This is a genomic window from Janthinobacterium woesei, assembly GCF_051380875.1.
In the GTDB taxonomy this organism is placed as follows: domain Bacteria; phylum Pseudomonadota; class Gammaproteobacteria; order Burkholderiales; family Burkholderiaceae_D; genus Janthinobacterium.
This window is the reverse complement of record NZ_JBNYXW010000005.1, coordinates 66970-82732: the sequence shown is the minus strand read 5'-3', so window position 1 is coordinate 82732 and position 15763 is coordinate 66970. Positions and strand designations below refer to the sequence as shown.

Here is a 15763-nt window from a genome sequence, read left to right as displayed (position 1 = left end):
AGCACCATGAGAAAATTCAAGCTACCCAATACCTTCGTCCTGCTATGCGCCATCCTGGCCATGATTGCGCTGGCGACCTGGCTGGTACCGGGCGGGAAGTTCGACACCCAGCTGGTAAACGGCAAGCAGTTGATCATCCCCGGTACTTTTCACTATGTCGACAACAAGCCGCAAGGCCTGGCTGCCTTGATGATGGCACCCATCAAGGGCTTCGTCGACGCCAGTCTGGTCATCGGTTTCATACTGATCGTCGGCGGCGCCTTCGCCGTGCTGCAAAAAACCGAAGCCTTCGACTCCCTGATCAAGGCGATCGCCAAGGCGCACACCAGTTCGCGCTTCGTGCGCGCCGCCATCATCCCCGTCTTCTTCACCATGTTTTCCCTCGGCGGTGCCACCTTCGGCATGAACGAAGAAGCCATCCCCTTCATCCTGATCTTCGTGCCATTGGCGCTGGCGCTGGGCTACGACACCATCACCGGCGTATCGATTCCTTTCATCGGCTCGCAAGTGGGATTTTCCGCCGCCTTTCTGAACCCGTTTAACGTCGGCATCGCGCAGGGCATCGCCGGCGTGCCGATCTTTTCCGGCATCGGCTACCGCCTGATCGTGTGGAGCATCGCCACGGCTGTCAGCATCATTTTCCTGATGTGGTACGCGGCGCGCATCAAGCGCCATCCCGAAAAAAGCCCCACTTACCTGCTCGACATTGAAAAGCGCAGCGACCACTCGATGGACCTGGACAGCTTTGCCGGCATGACGCGCACGCACCGCGCCGTGCTGTGGATTTTTATGGCCACCTTGCTGACGATGGTCGTCGGCGTCGTCAAGTACGACTGGTTCATCGATGAAATCGCTGCCCTGTTCCTGGTGATGGCCATCGTTGTCGGCCTGGTCGGCCGACTCGACATGGACAGTCTGGTGGCGTCTTTCGTGCAGGGCGCGCGCGACATGGTCAGCGTGGCGCTGGTCATCGCGCTGGCGCGCGGCACCATGATCCTGGCGCGCGACGCGCAAATCATCGACACCATGCTGCATGCGCTCACGCCACTGGTGGCCTCGTCCAGCCCCGTCTTCGCCGCGCAAAAGATGTTCTTCATGCAGTCGGTGATCAACTTCTTCATCCATTCCGGCAGCGGCCAGGCCGCCCTGACCATGCCCATCATGGCGCCGCTGGCCGACCTGGTGGGCGTGACGCGCCAGACCGCCATCCTGGCCTTCCAGTTCGGCGAATTCACCACGCCGATGATCCCGACGTCCGGCATCACCGTGGGCGTGCTGGCCCTGGCGCGCGTACCGTGGATCACGTGGGCCAAGTGGATGATCCCGCTGCAGCTGATTTATCTGGTGCTGGCATTGTTACTGCTTATTCCGCCGTGCCTGATGCACTGGCAGTAGTGCTTCACCCGTCCTTGTACAGATCAGGAAAATAGCGTTCCATCAGCAAGAACCGGGGGCGCCGCCCGTCCTGACTGCCTGTGATGGTGTGCTGCTTGCTGCTACTGCTACTGCTACTGCGAGGACTGCTGCCTGCATGACATGACCGCGATTACAGGGCGGCTTTTTCCTCGGCGCTCAGGCGCTTGGCGCTGACATATACGGTATGCATGGTGGCGTTATCGGCGCTGGCAACAATGGTGACTGGAGCGGCGCGGAACTTCGGCACGGCGGCGGTGGCCAGGCTGGTAGCGGCGGCGATGGCGATGATGGCAACGAAGATGGCTTCCATGTTTTTAGCGATGTTCATGATGTTTTCCTTTAGGTTGAGGGTGCGTTGCTGTTTGTCCTGCGATGATTGAACTGTAGGCCGATCACCCCTGAACCGCCATCCGATTGCGACAAAACGCAGGATTTGCGGGACAGAATACAAAAAGCCCGGATGAGACGCACGGAGACGTCCCGCTAACGCCATTTGACGCCTGTACGCCCCATTCCAGGCCATTTCCACGCCTTCCAGCCGCCTAAAAGCCCTACCACAGGCTAACCTTGTTTATAATCGCCCTACACTAAAGGACTTCTCTCATGACTGATCAATTCTCCAAAAAGGGCGAAGCCTGGTCGGCCCGGTTTTCCGAACCGGTCTCGGACCTCGTCAAGCGCTACACTGCCTCTGTATTTTTTGACAAGCGCCTGGCGCTGTTCGATATCGAAGGTTCGCTGGCCCATGCGGAAATGCTGCATGCGCAAGCCATCATCAGCCCGGCCGACTACGCTGAAATCGAGCGCGGCATGGCGCAAATTTCGCAGGAAATCGCCGCCGGCCAGTTCGAATGGCTGCTGGACCTGGAAGACGTCCACCTGAATATCGAAAAACGCCTGACTGAACTGGTAGGCGATGCTGGCAAGCGATTGCACACGGGCCGTTCGCGCAACGACCAGGTGGCCACCGACATCCGCCTGTATGTACGTTCCGCCATCGATGACATCACCGCCCTGCTGGACACCCTGCGCAGCGCGCTGACGGACCTGGCCGAGCAGCATGCCGACACCATCATGCCGGGTTTCACCCACATGCAGGTGGCGCAGCCGATCACCTTCGGCCACCATATGCTGGCCTATGTTGAAATGTTTGGCCGCGATGCCGAGCGCATGATGGATACCCGCAAGCGCGTGAACCGCCTGCCACTGGGCGCCGCCGCACTGGCTGGCACCACCTTCCCGATCGACCGCCTGCGCGTGGCCAAGACCCTGGGTTTCGACGATGTATGCCATAACTCGCTGGACGCCGTTTCCGACCGCGATTTCGCCATCGAATTTTGCGCCGCATCCGCCGTGCTGATGATGCACGTGTCGCGCATGGCTGAAGAACTGGTGATCTGGATGAGCCCGCGCATCGGCTTCATCGACATCGCCGACCGCTTCTGCACCGGCTCGTCGATCATGCCGCAAAAGAAAAACCCGGACGTGCCGGAGCTGGCGCGTGGCAAGACGGGCCGCGTCTACGGCCATTTGATTGGCCTCTTGACCCTGATGAAAGGCCAGCCGCTGGCCTACAACAAGGACAACCAGGAAGACAAGGAACCGCTGTTCGACACCGTCGATACCGTCATCGATACCTTGCGCATCTTCGCCGACATGGCCGGCGGCATCACGGTCAAACCGGAAGCGATGCGTGCGGCAGCACTGCAAGGCTACGCCACGGCAACGGACCTGGCCGATTACCTGGTCAAGAAAGGCCTGCCATTCCGTGACGCCCATGAAGCGGTAGCCCTGGCCGTGCGCGCTTGCGTCGATGCCGGCTGCGACCTGGCCGACTTGTCACTGGAACAGCTGCGCGCCTTCTCGCCACTGATGGGCGAAGACGTGTTCGAAGTACTGACACTGGAAGGCTCCGTCGCCGCGCGCGACCACGTGGGCGGCACCGCGCCGCGCCAGGTGCGCGCCGCGATCGCCCGCGTACGCACGCAGCTGGAAAAGTAACAGCAATCCCCGGGTAACAGCGCTCGCTGTCCCTCTCCCAGCCGCCTCCTTTCCAGGGGCGGCTGCTATCATATCGCCCTCAGTGAATTTTCTGCAGGAGCAGGTATGAGCATAGGCGGCACTTCCATCGAACAGGCATTGGCATCGTTATCGGACATGACCTCCGGCATGGTCGCCATCGGCAAAGACGAACACGCGCAACGCATCGCCAAAGCGCAAGCCTTCATGCGCGAGCAAGGCATCGCCGCGATCTACCTGAACGCGGGCGCCAATCTCACCTATTTCACCGGCACCAAATGGTATGCCAGCGAACGCATGGTGGGCGCCATCCTGCCGGCCAGCGGAGCGCTCGAATACATCGCCCCCGCCTTCGAGGAAAGTACCTTGAAGGGCTTCATGCTCGTCGAAGGCCGTGTCAATTGCTGGGAAGAGCATGAAAGTCCATATCAGTTGTTCGTCGACGTGCTGGCGCGCATGGGTGTCGCGCAGGATGCGGCCAAGCCGCCGCGCGTGGGTATCTGCGAAAGCGCAGCTTTCTTCATCTACGACGGCGTCCGTCCACTGGCTGCCGGCTACGCGCTGGAAAATGCGCGCGCCGTGACGGCATACTGCCGCAGCCGCAAGTCAAAGGCGGAAATCGCCCTGATGCAGCGCGTGATGGACATGACCCTGGCCGTGCACGTGGTCACGGCCAGCATGCTGTATGAAGGCATCACGACGGTGGAAGTGGAAGAATTCATCCAGCGCGCGCACCGCAAGGTGGGAGCGCCCCGCTCGTACTTCTGCATCGTGCTGTTCGGCGAGGCGACCGCCTATCCGCACGGCGTGAGCTACGTGCAGACACTGAAGGCAGGCGACACGGTGCTGATCGACACGGGCTGCCAGGTGATGAACTACATCTCCGACATCACGCGTACCTATGTGTTTGGCGCCATCAGCGAACGCCAGCGCAGCGTGTGGAACAGCGAAAAAGCGGCGCAGGCAGCCGCGTTCTCCGCCGCGCAGCTGGGCGTACCCTGCGGCGACGTCGACCGCGCAGCACGCGTGTCACTGGAAGCAGACGGCTTTGGCCCCGGCTACAAGCTGCCCGGCCTGCCGCACCGCACGGGCCACGGCATCGGCCTCGATATCCATGAGTGGCCTTACCTGGTGGGCAATGACACGACGCTGCTCGACGTCGGCATGTGCTTCTCGAACGAGCCGATGATCTGCATCCCCGGCGAATTCGGCATCCGCCACGAAGACCATTTTTACATGACGGAACATGGTCCGCGCTGGTTCACCGAACCTGCGCACAGCATCGACAATCCATTCGGCCTGCAGGCCTAAGCGGCCTGCGTCAACACTAGCCGCCGCGCCATCGGCACGGTGGCGATCGTCGGCACGCCTGCCTGCGCCAGCTTGAATACGGCCAGCGCCGTGCCCAGTTGCACTGCCTGTTCCTGCAGCGATTCGGCTGCGGCCGACGCTTCTTCCACCAGCGCGGAATTTTGCTGCGTCATCTGGTCCATGCTGGCGATGGCCACGCCAATGTCACCGATGCCAGCGCTCTGCGCCTGGCTGGCAGCACTGATCTCGGCCATGATGTCGGCCACCTTTTTCACGGAATCGACGATCTGTCCCATGGTCAGTCCCGCCTCGTCAACCAGCTTCGAGCCGACATTCACCTTGGCCACCGAATCGCCTATCAATTGCTTGATCTCGCGCGCCGCGGCGGCACTGCGCTGCGCCAGGTTGCGCACCTCGGACGCCACCACGGCAAAGCCGCGCCCCTGCTCACCCGCGCGTGCCGCCTCCACGGCCGCATTCAGCGCCAGGATATTCGTCTGGAAGGCGATGCCATCGATGACGCCGATGATGTCGACGATGCGTTTTGACGAAGCGTTGATCTCGCCCATAGTGGTGACCACCTGGTTGACCACTTGCCCGCCCTTCACGGCAACCGACGACGCCGACACCACCAGCGTGTGTGCCTGGCCCGCATTGGCGGCGTTGTCGCGCACAGTCGCCGTCAAGCTGTCCATGCTGCGCGCCGTCTGATCCAGGCTGCCCGCCTGTGATTCCGTGCGCGCGGCCAAATCCGCATTGCCCTGGGCGATTTCGGCACTGGCCACCTGGATGGTTTCGGCCGAGGCCTTGATGTCAGACACCATGCTACCGAGCTTGGCGCGCATCTCCTTTAGCGCCGCCAGCAGGCTGGCCTGGTCGCCCGCCTCGGTCACGATCTGCATAGCAAGGTCGCCATCGGCTACGGCACGTGCAATCTGGCGCGCATATTCGGGTTCACCGCCCAGTTGCTGCCAGATGGCGCGCACGACGAAATGCGACACCGCTACCAGGCAGACGATGACGGCCAGCGCCACGGCAATGCTGGTATTGAGCGCATTGCGCACGTTGGCCGCGCTGCGTTCTATGCCCAGTTTGAACTGCGCCTGTGCCTGTTCGTTGGTCTTCGCCAGGTCGGCATTGAGCACCGCCAGCGCACCCTGCATGCGCGCCACGGTCGCTTGCGGGTCGCCCTCTTCCATTTCCAGCATGATGCGCGCCGCACTCAGGGCCGGTGCATAGTAGGTATCGAATTCCTTTGCTAGGCGCCGCCCATGCTCGCGCTGGCCGGGAATAGCTGCAAATGCAGCCAGTTTGGCGCGCAGCTTGACGGCCTGGGCATCGACTTGCCCGATGCGCTCCTTGTCGCCTTCGCTGACGGCGTCGCGCAGGACGTCGCCAACGGCAGCCACATCCAGGCTCAGCGACTTGGCCATGTCGAGCGCGGGATAATCGGCGCTTTCGGTGGCGTGGATGGAATTGAGCGTGGCCGTGGACAGATAGGCGCTGACCGCCAGCCCCAGTCCGAAAATCACGGCCGAGACGACAGGCAGCGCCCATATCTTGCGTTTGATGCTCATTGCTGTCTCCTGATTTTTATCTATTTTCGGGCCGTAGCGTGGTGCACGGCCCGCGCAGGCTCTTACGGCGTCGTCAACACCACTTTCACCGTGCCGTCGACGGCACTCTTCTCGATATAGCCGATGGCTTTCGGATCGGCGGCCACCGCCTTTTTCACGTCGGCGCTACTGGCCACTTCTTTTGGCAAGGTCGCCTTGCCCGTGAAGACCAGCTTGGACCACAGCGCTTTGGCCTGCGACGGTTCCTTGTCCGCCACCTTCTTGTAGAACTCGGCGCGAACGGGCGCGCTTTCCGGCTGGTCTATCGGCGTCATTGCCGTCGATTTACCGAGGAAGAATTGCGCTACCTGCTCATTCGTCATGGCGCCAGCAGCGCTCTTCGGATTAACCACCACGACCACTTCGGCCATGGCGGGAACGGTGATCGACAAGGCCAGCAAGGCAGCCGCAAAAATAAGGGGGTTCATGCGGCGCTCCTTAGAAAACAAAATCGATGGCGACGGCAGCCACCGTGACGGGACCATGGAAGCCGGGCTTGGCTTGCACGAACAGGCCTGGACCATTTTTTGGCTTGATGCGGTCGATCTGCACTTTCAGGGCCGCCGAGCGGTGGAAGTCCCAGCGTACGCCGATACTGTCCGTCGATTGCTCCAGCTGGTTGCGCATATAAGCCAGGGTGTCGACGCCGGCCGACAAGGCGCGCAAGATCGGCGTGCAGGCGGCGGGATAGCCGGCAGGGCAGGCCGCCGGCACGGTGTTATTCACGCGCCCGTCAGCCTTCAGGCTGGCATGGCTGTAATACGGCAAAAAGGCGCCCATGCGGTAACCGCCCATCACGTACCACGAGGTGCTATCGCTGACATAGCTGTCCGTCTTGCGCTTGGCATATTCGGACTGCAGCAATACATTGTTCCAGTCCAACGCCAGCCCCACGGAGGTGAATGACGCCTTCTTGTCCTTTACCTCCAGCGCCTCAGCCAGGGTGCCCAACTGGGCAATCCTGTAACCGCTGCCGGCCGCACGCAAGCTGCCCATCAACGTGTTCAGGCTCGGCGAATCGTTGATGCTCAACTTGGTCTCGGCCCGGCCGAAACGCAAGGTGACGGGGCCGTGTTCGGCCACCACGTTGAGGGCGACGATGGATTTTCCTTCCACGTGCACGGTCGAATCAGGCCCCGTTGCCAGAGTGGCCTTGGTGCGGCCCAGCGCCAGCTGCGTGGTGACGCTGGTGTTGCCCGCGTTGAACTGGTAGGTGCCGTCGATGCCGTCGATGCTGTTGAGGGGCACCTGCGAATACATTTCGCCGGGCGGGCGCAACATGGTGTTGGCATAGCCCACATTGCGGTAATCGGAAATCATGAAGACGGGAAGGCCCATGCGGCCGACGCGCACGCTGAAACTGTCCGATACCTTGGCCTTGGCGAAGGCCCAGGCCAGTTCGGCGCCAAAGTCATTTTCGCCATCCTTGCGCGCCAGTCCCTGCACGGTGGCCGACAGCCATGGATTGACGGTGACATTCGCCTGCAAGCCCAGGTTGGAATCGACACCCGTGCGGGCAGTGCGGCCCGCGCCGCTGGCCTGGTTGGGGCGCGCAAACTGCGCGTTATCGGTATCGGCCACGCTCAGTGCTGCCGTGCCGTAACCGCTGATCTTGACGGTGGGGCCGTTGACGGCATCTTCGGCGTAAGCTTGGCTGCTGGCCAGGGGCATGGCCAGCAAGAAAATCAGGACGTGTTTATTCATAGTAATTAAATACCCGTAGCGGTGAACATTAATCGTGGAGTGGGACTCGAGGTCGATGGTTCACCAGCCGTAAAAGGCCAGGTCCGTTTTTTTCGCGCCGCCCTCGCCATGTGTGGCGTATATGGCGACGTGACCAGTGAGTAAAACCATGCTACAGAGAAAAAGTTTTACTTTGGAAAGTTTTCTTGAGGCAATGAGCGATTTCGTCTTTTTTCACGGGAAAAACACGATTTCTAGAGGGGTTTATCTAAATAGCACGCCGTGAAAAACCACACTTACGCTATATTTTTCATACACTTATGGATAGTTCAATGGGGAATTATGTGCTGGCGCCCTGCCCGGCGCGCCAGCTTGGCCCCTGCTTTACTCGTGCTTCGACACCAGCGTCAAAATATCGTAGCTGGCCACCAACTCATCGTTCTGGTTCGTCACTTGCACGTCCCACGCCACCACGCCCTGGCCCACGCCAAACACGTCCTTGCGGTTGCGGTCGACCTTGCGCTTGCACGTCAGGCGTGCGCGAATGGTGTCGCCGATAGCGACCGGGGCGACGAAACGCAGGTTGTCCAGGCCATAGTTGGCCAGCACGGGGCCGACGCCGGGCGAGACAAACAGGCCGGCGGCGGCCGACAGCACGAAGTAGCCGTGGGCGATGCGCTTGCCGAACTGCGATTCTTTCGCGGCGATCTCGTCGAAGTGCATATAGAAGAAATCACCCGAAATGCCGCCGAAGGCGACGATATCGGCTTCGCTGACGGTGCGGCGGTGCGTGAGCAGCGAGTCGCCCGTCTTCAAATCCTCGAAGTGCTTGCGGAACGGATGGATCGGGCTTTCATTGACGTCCGCGCCGCGCACGTACTCGCCCGTGATCGCCGCCAGCATGGTCGGCGAACCTTGCACCGCTGCCCGTTGCAAGTAATGGCGCACGGCGCGCACGCCGCCCAGTTCCTCGCCGCCGCCCGCGCGGCCGGGGCCGCCATGCTTCAGTTGCGGCAATGGCGAGCCATGGCCAGTCGAATCAACGGAAGCGACGCGCTCGAGCACATGCACGCGGCCATGCGTGGCCGCCACTTGCGGCACCACGCGCGCGGCGATTTTCGGATCACGCGTCACCAGAGTGCTCACCAAGCTGCCCTTGCCGCGTGCGGCCAGCGCCAACGCCTCGTCGACATCCTTGTAGCCCATCATGGTACTGACGGGGCCGAACGCCTCCACGTCATGCACGGCGTCGTTGCCGAAGGCGTCGCGGCACAGCAACAAGGTCGGCGAAAAGAAGCTGCCATCGTGCGCGCCATCGCCCAGAGGATTGAAGCCGTCGGCCGCACCGAACACCACCTCGTTGCCTTGCGAGAGCGTGGCGACCCGTTCGGCCACGTCGCTTTGCTGTTCTTTAGAGGCCAGCGCGCCCATGCGCACGCCTTCGATGGACGGATCGCCCACCACCACCTTGGCCAGGCGTTCGCGCAGGCGCGTGCCGACAGCGTCCATCAGGTGCTCGGGCACGATGATGCGGCGAATGGCCGTGCACTTCTGGCCCGACTTGCCCGTCATTTCGCGCACGACTTCCTTGACGAACAGGTCAAATTCCACATCGTCTGGGGTGACGTCAGGCGCCAGGATGGCGCAGTTGAGCGAATCGGCTTCGCCGTTGAATGGCACGGACTGGGCGATCAGGTTTGGATTCGTACGCAGTTTGGCGGCCGTGGCGGCCGACCCCGTAAAGGTCACGAAGTCCTGCCCATTCAGGCGGTCCAGCAAGTCGCCCGTGGAGCCGATCACCAGTTGCAGGCTGCCGGCCGGCAGCAAGCCCGATTCGTGCATCATGCGCACGACGGCTTGCGTCAGGTAGCTCGTCGCCGTGGCTGGCTTGGCGATACAGGGCATGGCGGCCAGGAAGCTCGGCGCGAATTTTTCCAGCAGACCCCAGATGGGGAAATTGAAGGCGTTGATGTGCACAGCCAGGCCGCCGCGTGGCACCAGGATGTGCGTACCGGCGAAGCCACCCTTCTTGCCCAGCGCGATGGCCGGGCCTTCGTGCAGCACGTTCGACGACGGCAGCTCGTTGCTGCCCATGCTGGCGTAGGCGAACAAGGTACCCGTGCCGCCCTCGATATCGACCCAGCTATCGGCGCGCGTTGCGCCCGACAAGTGGGAGATAGCATATAGTTCTTCCTTGCGCTCGACCAGATACAGGGCCAGCGCCTTCAGGCGCGCGGCGCGCTGCTGGAAATCCAGCGCCATCAGGCTAGGCACGCCCGTCTTGCGCGCATACGTGACGGCTTCGTCGAAGTCGATCTTCTCGGCGTGCGTGTGATAGATGACGCGGTTGTTCAAGGCGCTATGCAAGGGCACGGCGGCGGCCTCGCCCAGCCAGCGGCCAGCGATCAGGCTTTGCAGGGTGGATATTTGAGCCATATGTATTACTCCTATGTTGGTTTACTGCGCCGCGGCGTTTTTATGCAAGTGCAGCGGCAGCGCTGATTCAAAATTCAGGCGTTGACGGTCCGCCTCGACTTCCGTCAGGGCCTCCACCTCGCGCATCGTGTGCATGGAGCGCACGGCCAGTTCGTGGTACTGGCGGGTGCCCGAGCTTTTCCATTTGATTTCATCGTCAGTGAGCGCGCGTATCACCTTCGCCGGCGTGCCCACTACCATGCTGCGCGGCGCGACGATCATGCCCGCCTTGACAAAACTCATGGCGGCAACGATGGATTCAGCGCCGATGATGGCGTTATCCATCACTACGGCGTTCATGCCCACCAGAGCGTTGCGGCCAATGCGGCAACCATGCAGCACGGCGCCATGGCCGATATGCCCATCGACCTCGACCACCGTGTCGCAGCCGGGAAAGCCGTGCATGACACAGGTATCCTGCAGGTTGGCGCCCTCTTCCAGGATCAAACGGCCGAAGTCGCCGCGAATCGAGGCCAGTGGGCCGATATAGCAGCGCGGGCCGACGATCACGTCGCCGATCAGCACGGCCGACGGGTGCACGTAGGCGCTCGGGTGGACGACGGGGGTGACGCCGTTGATTTCATAGACTTTGACCATACGAACTCCTTGTTCTTTACATGCCGGGTTACATCCCGAGATACGCGCTCTGCACCTGTTCGTTGTGCAGCAATTCAGGGCCAGGGCCAGACAGGGTGATGGCACCCGTCTCGATCACATAGCCCACGTCGGCGATCGACAACGCGGCATGGGCATTCTGCTCGACGAGGAAAATGGTGATGCCCTGCTCGCGCAGTTCGGCCACGATACGGAAGATTTCCGCGATCAGCAGCGGCGCCAGGCCCATGCTCGGCTCATCGAGCAACAGCAGTTGCGGGCGGCCCATCAGCGCGCGCGCCATGGCCAGCATCTGCTGCTGCCCGCCCGAGAGCGTACCGGCCAGCAGCAAACGCTTTTCCTTCAGGATGGGGAACAGACCATACATGCGCTCCATGTCGCCCGCCACATCTTGCACAGGACGCGTAAAGGCTCCCAGGCGCAGATTGTCCTCGACCGTCATGGGTCCGAACACTTGCCGTCCTTCCGGTACCTGGCAAATGCCGCTGCGCACGCGCTTGTCGGCGCTCATGCGGCTCACGTCCTGGCCCGCAAACTGTATCGTGCCGCCGCTGATCGGCTGCACGCCCGAAATCGCCCGCAGCAAGGTTGTCTTGCCGGCGCCGTTGGCGCCCACCAGCGCCACCAGCTGGCCCTGGCGCACCTGCAAATCGATGCCGTGCAAGGCCTGGATGCGGCCGTAATGGCTGGTCAGGCCGGCGATATCGAGCACCAGCGGAGCTTGCGTTTTTTCCTGCGTTTTTTCGTACATCATGCCGCCACTCCCAGATACGCCGCCACGACGTCGGGGTTCGCGCGCACTTCGGCGGCGGTCCCTTCGGCCAGCTTCTTGCCATAGTCGAGCACCAGGATATGGTCCGACAGATTCATCACCAACTTCATGTCATGCTCGACCAGCACCACCGTCACGCCCGATTGCGCCACCTTGCGTATCAGCGTTTCGATCTCGCCCGTTTCCGTGTGGTTCAGGCCCGCCGCCGGTTCGTCCAGCAGCAGCACCTTCGGCTTGGCCGCCAGCGCGCGGGCGATTTCCAGGCGTTTTAACGCCCCATACGACATCTGTCCCGCCTCGTCGTCGATATGCCGGCCCACGCCAACAAACTCCATCAGGCTGGCCGCTTCGTCGCGGCAAGCCGCGTCCATGCGGCGCACGGACGGCAGGCGCAGCATGGAGGCGAACAGGTTCTGGTTCAGGCGCAGATGCGCGCCCACCATCACATTGGCTATGGCCGTCATGTTCATGCACACTTGCAGATTCTGGAAAGTGCGGCTCATGCCGCGCCGCGCCAGCGCATCGGGCGGCATGGCGGCCACGTTTTCGCCATTGAGCAAAATCTCGCCTTTGCTCGGCGTGTACACGCCCGTAATCAAGTTGAACAGGGTCGTCTTGCCCGCGCCATTGGGCCCGATCACGGAATGGATATTGCCTTCCTTGACGGTGAAGCTGACATCCTGCACCGCGTGCACGCCGCCGAAGCTCTTGCTCAGGTTCTTAATCGTCAGCATTTCACGCCTCCTGCGCTGGTTTGGCTGGCGCCTTGGGCGTCGCTGCCCGCTTGCGCGAACGGCTGGCCAGGCTCGGCACCAGGCCTTTCGGCATGAAGATCATGGTCGCCATCAGGATCACGCCGAAAACCACCGTTTCCCAGCCCTCGAAGCTGGACAGCAGTTGTGGCAAAATCGTCAGCAGGGCCGCACCGATGATGGAGCCGAAGACCGACGCCATGCCGCCCACCACCACCATTGTCACCAGCTCGATCGAGTGGAAGAAACCGGCCAGGTTGGGCGTGATGAAACCGATGTAATGGGCGCTGATGCTGCCGGCGATGCTGGCGATGACGGCAGACAGTACGAACACGCGCACCTTGAAGCGGGTCGTGTCGACGCCCACCACGCGGGCCGCCACTTCCGAACCATGGATGGCTTGTAACGCGCGCCCGACGGGCGAATCGATCAGGTTCAGCGCCAGCCATGTCACCAGCAACAGCAGCACGGCGCACACCAGATACCACGATTTTTCACCAGCGATTTCCAGGCCGGCCACCGTAAAGGCGGATACGCCGATGCCATCCGGGCCGCCCGTCCATTGCGTCTCGTTGTTGATGACGATGGAAATGATGATACCCAGGCCCAGCGTCGCCATGGCCAGGGTATGGCCCTTGAGTTTGAGCACGGGGCGCGCCAGCAGCAAAGCCAGCAAGCCCGTGGCGACGGCACCGGCGGCCAATGCGGCCAACGGCGGCCAGTTGTAGTGCGTGGTCAGCACGGCCGAAGCATACGCGCCCAGGCCGTAGAAGCCCGCGTGGCCCAGGCTGATCTGGCCCGTGTAGCCCATCAACAGATTCAGGCCGATGACGACGATGGCGTTCAGGGCGATGCGGATCGCTACGTCATAGTAGAACGCGTTAGTGAGGAACAGGGGCAGCATGGCCAGCACCACGGCCAGCAACAGCAAACCGCCATGGCGCGAGCGGGTAAAGAATGTTGGCAACTGCGTCTTCATACACGCTCCGAATTTTTAGCGCCAAACAAGCCTTGCGGCAGGAAGAACAGGATCAGCAGTATCAATACGAAAGGCACGGCATCCTTGTAGGCCGACGAGATATAGCCGGCCGTCATGGCTTCGGCGATGCCGAGGATCAGGCCACCAGCGATGGCGCCCGCGCCGCCGCCCAGGCCACCGAGTACGGCGGCGACAAAGCCCTTCAGGCCCAACATGATGCCCGCGTCATACGAGGTGTAGGTGATCGGCGCGACCAGGATGCCGCCGGCCGCGCCCAACAGGGCCGACAAGCCAAACGAGAACAGCAGCACCTTGCGCGTGTTGATGCCCACCAGTTGCGCAGCCAGTTTGTTGTGCGAGGTGGCCAGCATGGCCTTGCCCATCAGGGTGCGGCCAAAGAACCAGCCCAGCACCAGCACGATGACGACCGTCACGCCCAGCACCCACAGGCTTTGCGGCAGCAGGCTGGCACCCAGGAACTCGATCGGCGCATCGCCCGAGAACGCCGGCAAGGAGTGCGTATCCTTGCCCAGCCAGATTTGCACCAGGCCGCGCAGCACGAGCGAAGCGCCGATGGTGATGATTAACAGGTTGATGACCGGCGCATTTTTCGCCGGTTCGATCACGGTTTTTTCCATCAGCAGGCCAACCAGGCCCGTGGCGATGACGGCCAGGATGATGGCCAGCGGCAGCGGCACGCCGGCGGCGGACATCACGGCGGCCAGCATCCCGCCCAGCATGATGAACTCGCCCTGGGCGAAATTGATCACGCCGCTGGTGTTGTAGATGATGGTAAAGCCCAGCGCCGCCAGCGCGTAGGCGGAACCGACCGTCATCCCGGAATACAAAAATTGTAGAAATTGAGCGACTTCCATGGTGCCTCCATTATGTTCGGCTGTGCGCGGACCGCCTTCGAGGGCGGCCTCGCGCCGCTGTACTTGTTGCGTACGGCGTTTACATCACTTCAGCAACTGCCACTCGCCGTTTTTCACTTCCACCATGCGGAACGCGGACAAATCGAGGCCCATGTGGTCTTTCGGCGACATGTTGAACACGCCCGTGGTACCGACAAAGCCCTTGGTCTGCTCCAGGGCCGCGCGCACTTTTTCGCGGTCCGTGCCGCCGGCGCGCTTGATGGCGTCCACCGACAGGTTCAAAGCATCCAATGCGTAACCGCCGAAGGTCGACGGGTCGATCTTGTAGCGCTCTTTGTAGGTCTTTCCATAGGCGACGACGATGGCTTTTTGCGCGTCGCTATCGGGCAGCATGGCGCCGATCAGGAGCGCTGGTGTCGGCAGGCGCACGCCTTCGGCGGCCTTGCCCGAGAGTTTCAAATACTCGTCGGACGCCACGCCATGCGACTGGTACAAAGGCAACGCCGTCATGCCCAGTTGGCCGTAGTTCTTGGTGACCACCGCCGGCCCCTGGCCCAGGCCGAAGACGAATACGGCCTGCACGCCAGCCGTATTCTTGATGCGGGTCAGCTGCGCCGTGATGTCGGTATCCTTCGGACCGTAAGTCTCGTCGGCCACCAGGGTGATGCCATATTGGGAGGCGCTGGTCTGCGCTTCCTTGCGGCCCGAGGCGCCGAAGCCGCTCGTTTCCGACAGCAGGCCAACCTTGCTGATGCCGCGCTTCTTCATGTCTTCAAACACCTTCTCGGCCGCCATGCGGTCCGTATGCGACGTCTTGAAGACCCATTTTTTGACCGGGTCGACCACCACCACGGCACCGGCTAGCGAGATGAACGGCATGCTGGCGCGGTCCACCAGCGGTGCCATCGCCATCGTCGCACCCGTGGTCGTGCCGCCGATCAGCACATCGACCTTGTCCGACTCGATCAATCGCTTGGTAAAACCGTTCGCCTTGGCCGCATCGCTGCCATCGTCGTAATGCACAAGTTCCAGCTTGCGCCCCAGGACGCCGCCGGCTGCGTTGATTTTCTCGATATACAGCTGCAGGGTTTTCAGTTCCGGGTCGCCCAGGAAGGCAGCAGGGCCAGTGACGGACAACACGGAACCGATCTTGATATTATCGGCCGCATGCGCGCCCAAGGCAGACATGGCAAGCACGCCGGCGATCAGGGTTTTCTTGAAGATATTGGCAATCATTGTGGTCTCCACCA

Annotated in this window: 14 protein-coding genes; 3 read left to right on the top strand and 11 right to left on the bottom strand. The window is 61.9% G+C overall.

The window, feature by feature from the left end; genetic code table 11:
- Positions 1 to 6: 6 nt before the first annotated feature.
- Positions 7 to 1395 carry a YfcC family protein gene (locus ACQ4W6_RS06625; RefSeq protein ID WP_436566391.1) on the top strand — a complete coding sequence of 463 codons (1389 nt, stop codon included), beginning with the start codon at positions 7 to 9 and terminating at the stop codon, positions 1393 to 1395.
- A 151-nt stretch (positions 1396 to 1546) separates the two neighbouring features.
- Here ACQ4W6_RS06625 and ACQ4W6_RS06620 read toward each other — a convergent pair whose 3' ends face one another.
- On the bottom strand, positions 1547 to 1744 hold the full coding sequence (locus tag ACQ4W6_RS06620) for a hypothetical protein (RefSeq protein WP_436566390.1): 198 nt from the start codon (positions 1742 to 1744) through the stop codon (positions 1547 to 1549).
- Between the two features lie 275 nt (positions 1745 to 2019).
- Here ACQ4W6_RS06620 and argH point away from each other — a divergent pair, with 275 nt between their 5' ends.
- A complete protein-coding gene (gene argH, locus ACQ4W6_RS06615; protein ID WP_436566389.1) occupies positions 2020 to 3417 on the top strand; it encodes an argininosuccinate lyase in 1398 nt (465 codons plus the stop codon).
- 105 nt (positions 3418 to 3522) lie between these two features.
- Positions 3523 to 4746 (top strand): M24 family metallopeptidase, encoded by a 1224-nt coding sequence (locus tag ACQ4W6_RS06610; protein ID WP_436566388.1) that lies wholly within the window; start codon positions 3523 to 3525, stop codon positions 4744 to 4746.
- Here the strand turns inward: ACQ4W6_RS06610 and ACQ4W6_RS06605 are convergent.
- From ACQ4W6_RS06605 to ACQ4W6_RS06560, 10 genes are all read right to left on the bottom strand, one after another.
- A complete protein-coding gene (locus ACQ4W6_RS06605; protein WP_436566387.1) occupies positions 4743 to 6323 on the bottom strand; it encodes a methyl-accepting chemotaxis protein in 1581 nt (526 codons plus the stop codon). The genes ACQ4W6_RS06610 and ACQ4W6_RS06605 overlap by 4 nt on opposite strands.
- 62 nt (positions 6324 to 6385) lie before the next feature.
- Positions 6386 to 6790 carry a type 2 periplasmic-binding domain-containing protein gene (locus tag ACQ4W6_RS06600; protein WP_436566386.1) on the bottom strand — a complete coding sequence of 135 codons (405 nt, stop codon included), beginning with the start codon at positions 6788 to 6790 and terminating at the stop codon, positions 6386 to 6388.
- A 10-nt stretch (positions 6791 to 6800) separates the two neighbouring features.
- Positions 6801 to 8066 (bottom strand): hypothetical protein, encoded by a 1266-nt coding sequence (locus ACQ4W6_RS06595; RefSeq protein ID WP_436566385.1) that lies wholly within the window; start codon positions 8064 to 8066, stop codon positions 6801 to 6803.
- A gap of 363 nt (positions 8067 to 8429) precedes the next feature.
- Positions 8430 to 10481 (bottom strand): phenylacetic acid degradation bifunctional protein PaaZ, encoded by a 2052-nt coding sequence (gene paaZ, locus ACQ4W6_RS06590; RefSeq protein WP_436566384.1) that lies wholly within the window; start codon positions 10479 to 10481, stop codon positions 8430 to 8432.
- A gap of 21 nt (positions 10482 to 10502) precedes the next feature.
- Positions 10503 to 11117 (bottom strand): phenylacetic acid degradation protein PaaY, encoded by a 615-nt coding sequence (gene paaY / locus ACQ4W6_RS06585; RefSeq protein ID WP_436566383.1) that lies wholly within the window; start codon positions 11115 to 11117, stop codon positions 10503 to 10505.
- A gap of 28 nt (positions 11118 to 11145) precedes the next feature.
- Positions 11146 to 11889 carry an ABC transporter ATP-binding protein gene (locus ACQ4W6_RS06580; protein WP_436566382.1) on the bottom strand — a complete coding sequence of 248 codons (744 nt, stop codon included), beginning with the start codon at positions 11887 to 11889 and terminating at the stop codon, positions 11146 to 11148.
- Positions 11886 to 12641 (bottom strand): ABC transporter ATP-binding protein, encoded by a 756-nt coding sequence (locus tag ACQ4W6_RS06575; protein WP_436566381.1) that lies wholly within the window; start codon positions 12639 to 12641, stop codon positions 11886 to 11888. Before ACQ4W6_RS06575 ends, ACQ4W6_RS06580 begins: the two co-directional genes overlap by 4 nt.
- Before the next feature lies 1 nt (position 12642).
- The gene (locus ACQ4W6_RS06570; protein ID WP_436566380.1) at positions 12643 to 13638 is read right to left on the bottom strand and encodes a branched-chain amino acid ABC transporter permease; all 996 of its coding nucleotides are present in this window, start codon (positions 13636 to 13638) and stop codon (positions 12643 to 12645) included.
- Positions 13635 to 14513, bottom strand: coding sequence for a branched-chain amino acid ABC transporter permease (locus tag ACQ4W6_RS06565; RefSeq protein WP_436566379.1), 879 nt, complete (start codon positions 14511 to 14513; stop codon positions 13635 to 13637). Before ACQ4W6_RS06565 ends, ACQ4W6_RS06570 begins: the two co-directional genes overlap by 4 nt.
- An 84-nt stretch (positions 14514 to 14597) precedes the next feature.
- Positions 14598 to 15749: an ABC transporter substrate-binding protein gene (locus ACQ4W6_RS06560; protein WP_436566378.1), complete on the bottom strand. Its 1152-nt coding sequence runs from the start codon at positions 15747 to 15749 to the stop codon at positions 14598 to 14600.
- Positions 15750 to 15763: the final 14 nt, after the last annotated feature.

Bases quoted from the DNA above. Each gene is read 5' to 3' on its own strand.
- ACQ4W6_RS06560 (WP_436566378.1), bottom strand. From the start codon at position 15,749: ATGATTGCCAATATCTTCAAGAAAACCCTGATCGCCGGCGTGCTTGCC.
- ACQ4W6_RS06625 (WP_436566391.1), top strand. From the start codon at position 7: ATGAGAAAATTCAAGCTACCCAATACCTTCGTCCTGCTATGCGCCATC.
- ACQ4W6_RS06570 (WP_436566380.1), bottom strand. From the start codon at position 13,638: ATGAAGACGCAGTTGCCAACATTCTTTACCCGCTCGCGCCATGGCGGT.
- ACQ4W6_RS06565 (WP_436566379.1), bottom strand. From the start codon at position 14,513: ATGGAAGTCGCTCAATTTCTACAATTTTTGTATTCCGGGATGACGGTC.
- ACQ4W6_RS06575 (WP_436566381.1), bottom strand. From the start codon at position 12,641: ATGCTGACGATTAAGAACCTGAGCAAGAGCTTCGGCGGCGTGCACGCG.
- paaZ (WP_436566384.1), bottom strand. From the start codon at position 10,481: ATGGCTCAAATATCCACCCTGCAAAGCCTGATCGCTGGCCGCTGGCTG.
- ACQ4W6_RS06620 (WP_436566390.1), bottom strand. From the start codon at position 1,744: ATGAACATCGCTAAAAACATGGAAGCCATCTTCGTTGCCATCATCGCC.
- ACQ4W6_RS06600 (WP_436566386.1), bottom strand. From the start codon at position 6,790: ATGAACCCCCTTATTTTTGCGGCTGCCTTGCTGGCCTTGTCGATCACC.
- ACQ4W6_RS06595 (WP_436566385.1), bottom strand. From the start codon at position 8,066: ATGAATAAACACGTCCTGATTTTCTTGCTGGCCATGCCCCTGGCCAGC.
- ACQ4W6_RS06610 (WP_436566388.1), top strand. From the start codon at position 3,523: ATGAGCATAGGCGGCACTTCCATCGAACAGGCATTGGCATCGTTATCG.
- paaY (WP_436566383.1), bottom strand. From the start codon at position 11,117: ATGGTCAAAGTCTATGAAATCAACGGCGTCACCCCCGTCGTCCACCCG.
- ACQ4W6_RS06580 (WP_436566382.1), bottom strand. From the start codon at position 11,889: ATGATGTACGAAAAAACGCAGGAAAAAACGCAAGCTCCGCTGGTGCTC.
- argH (WP_436566389.1), top strand. From the start codon at position 2,020: ATGACTGATCAATTCTCCAAAAAGGGCGAAGCCTGGTCGGCCCGGTTT.
- ACQ4W6_RS06605 (WP_436566387.1), bottom strand. From the start codon at position 6,323: ATGAGCATCAAACGCAAGATATGGGCGCTGCCTGTCGTCTCGGCCGTG.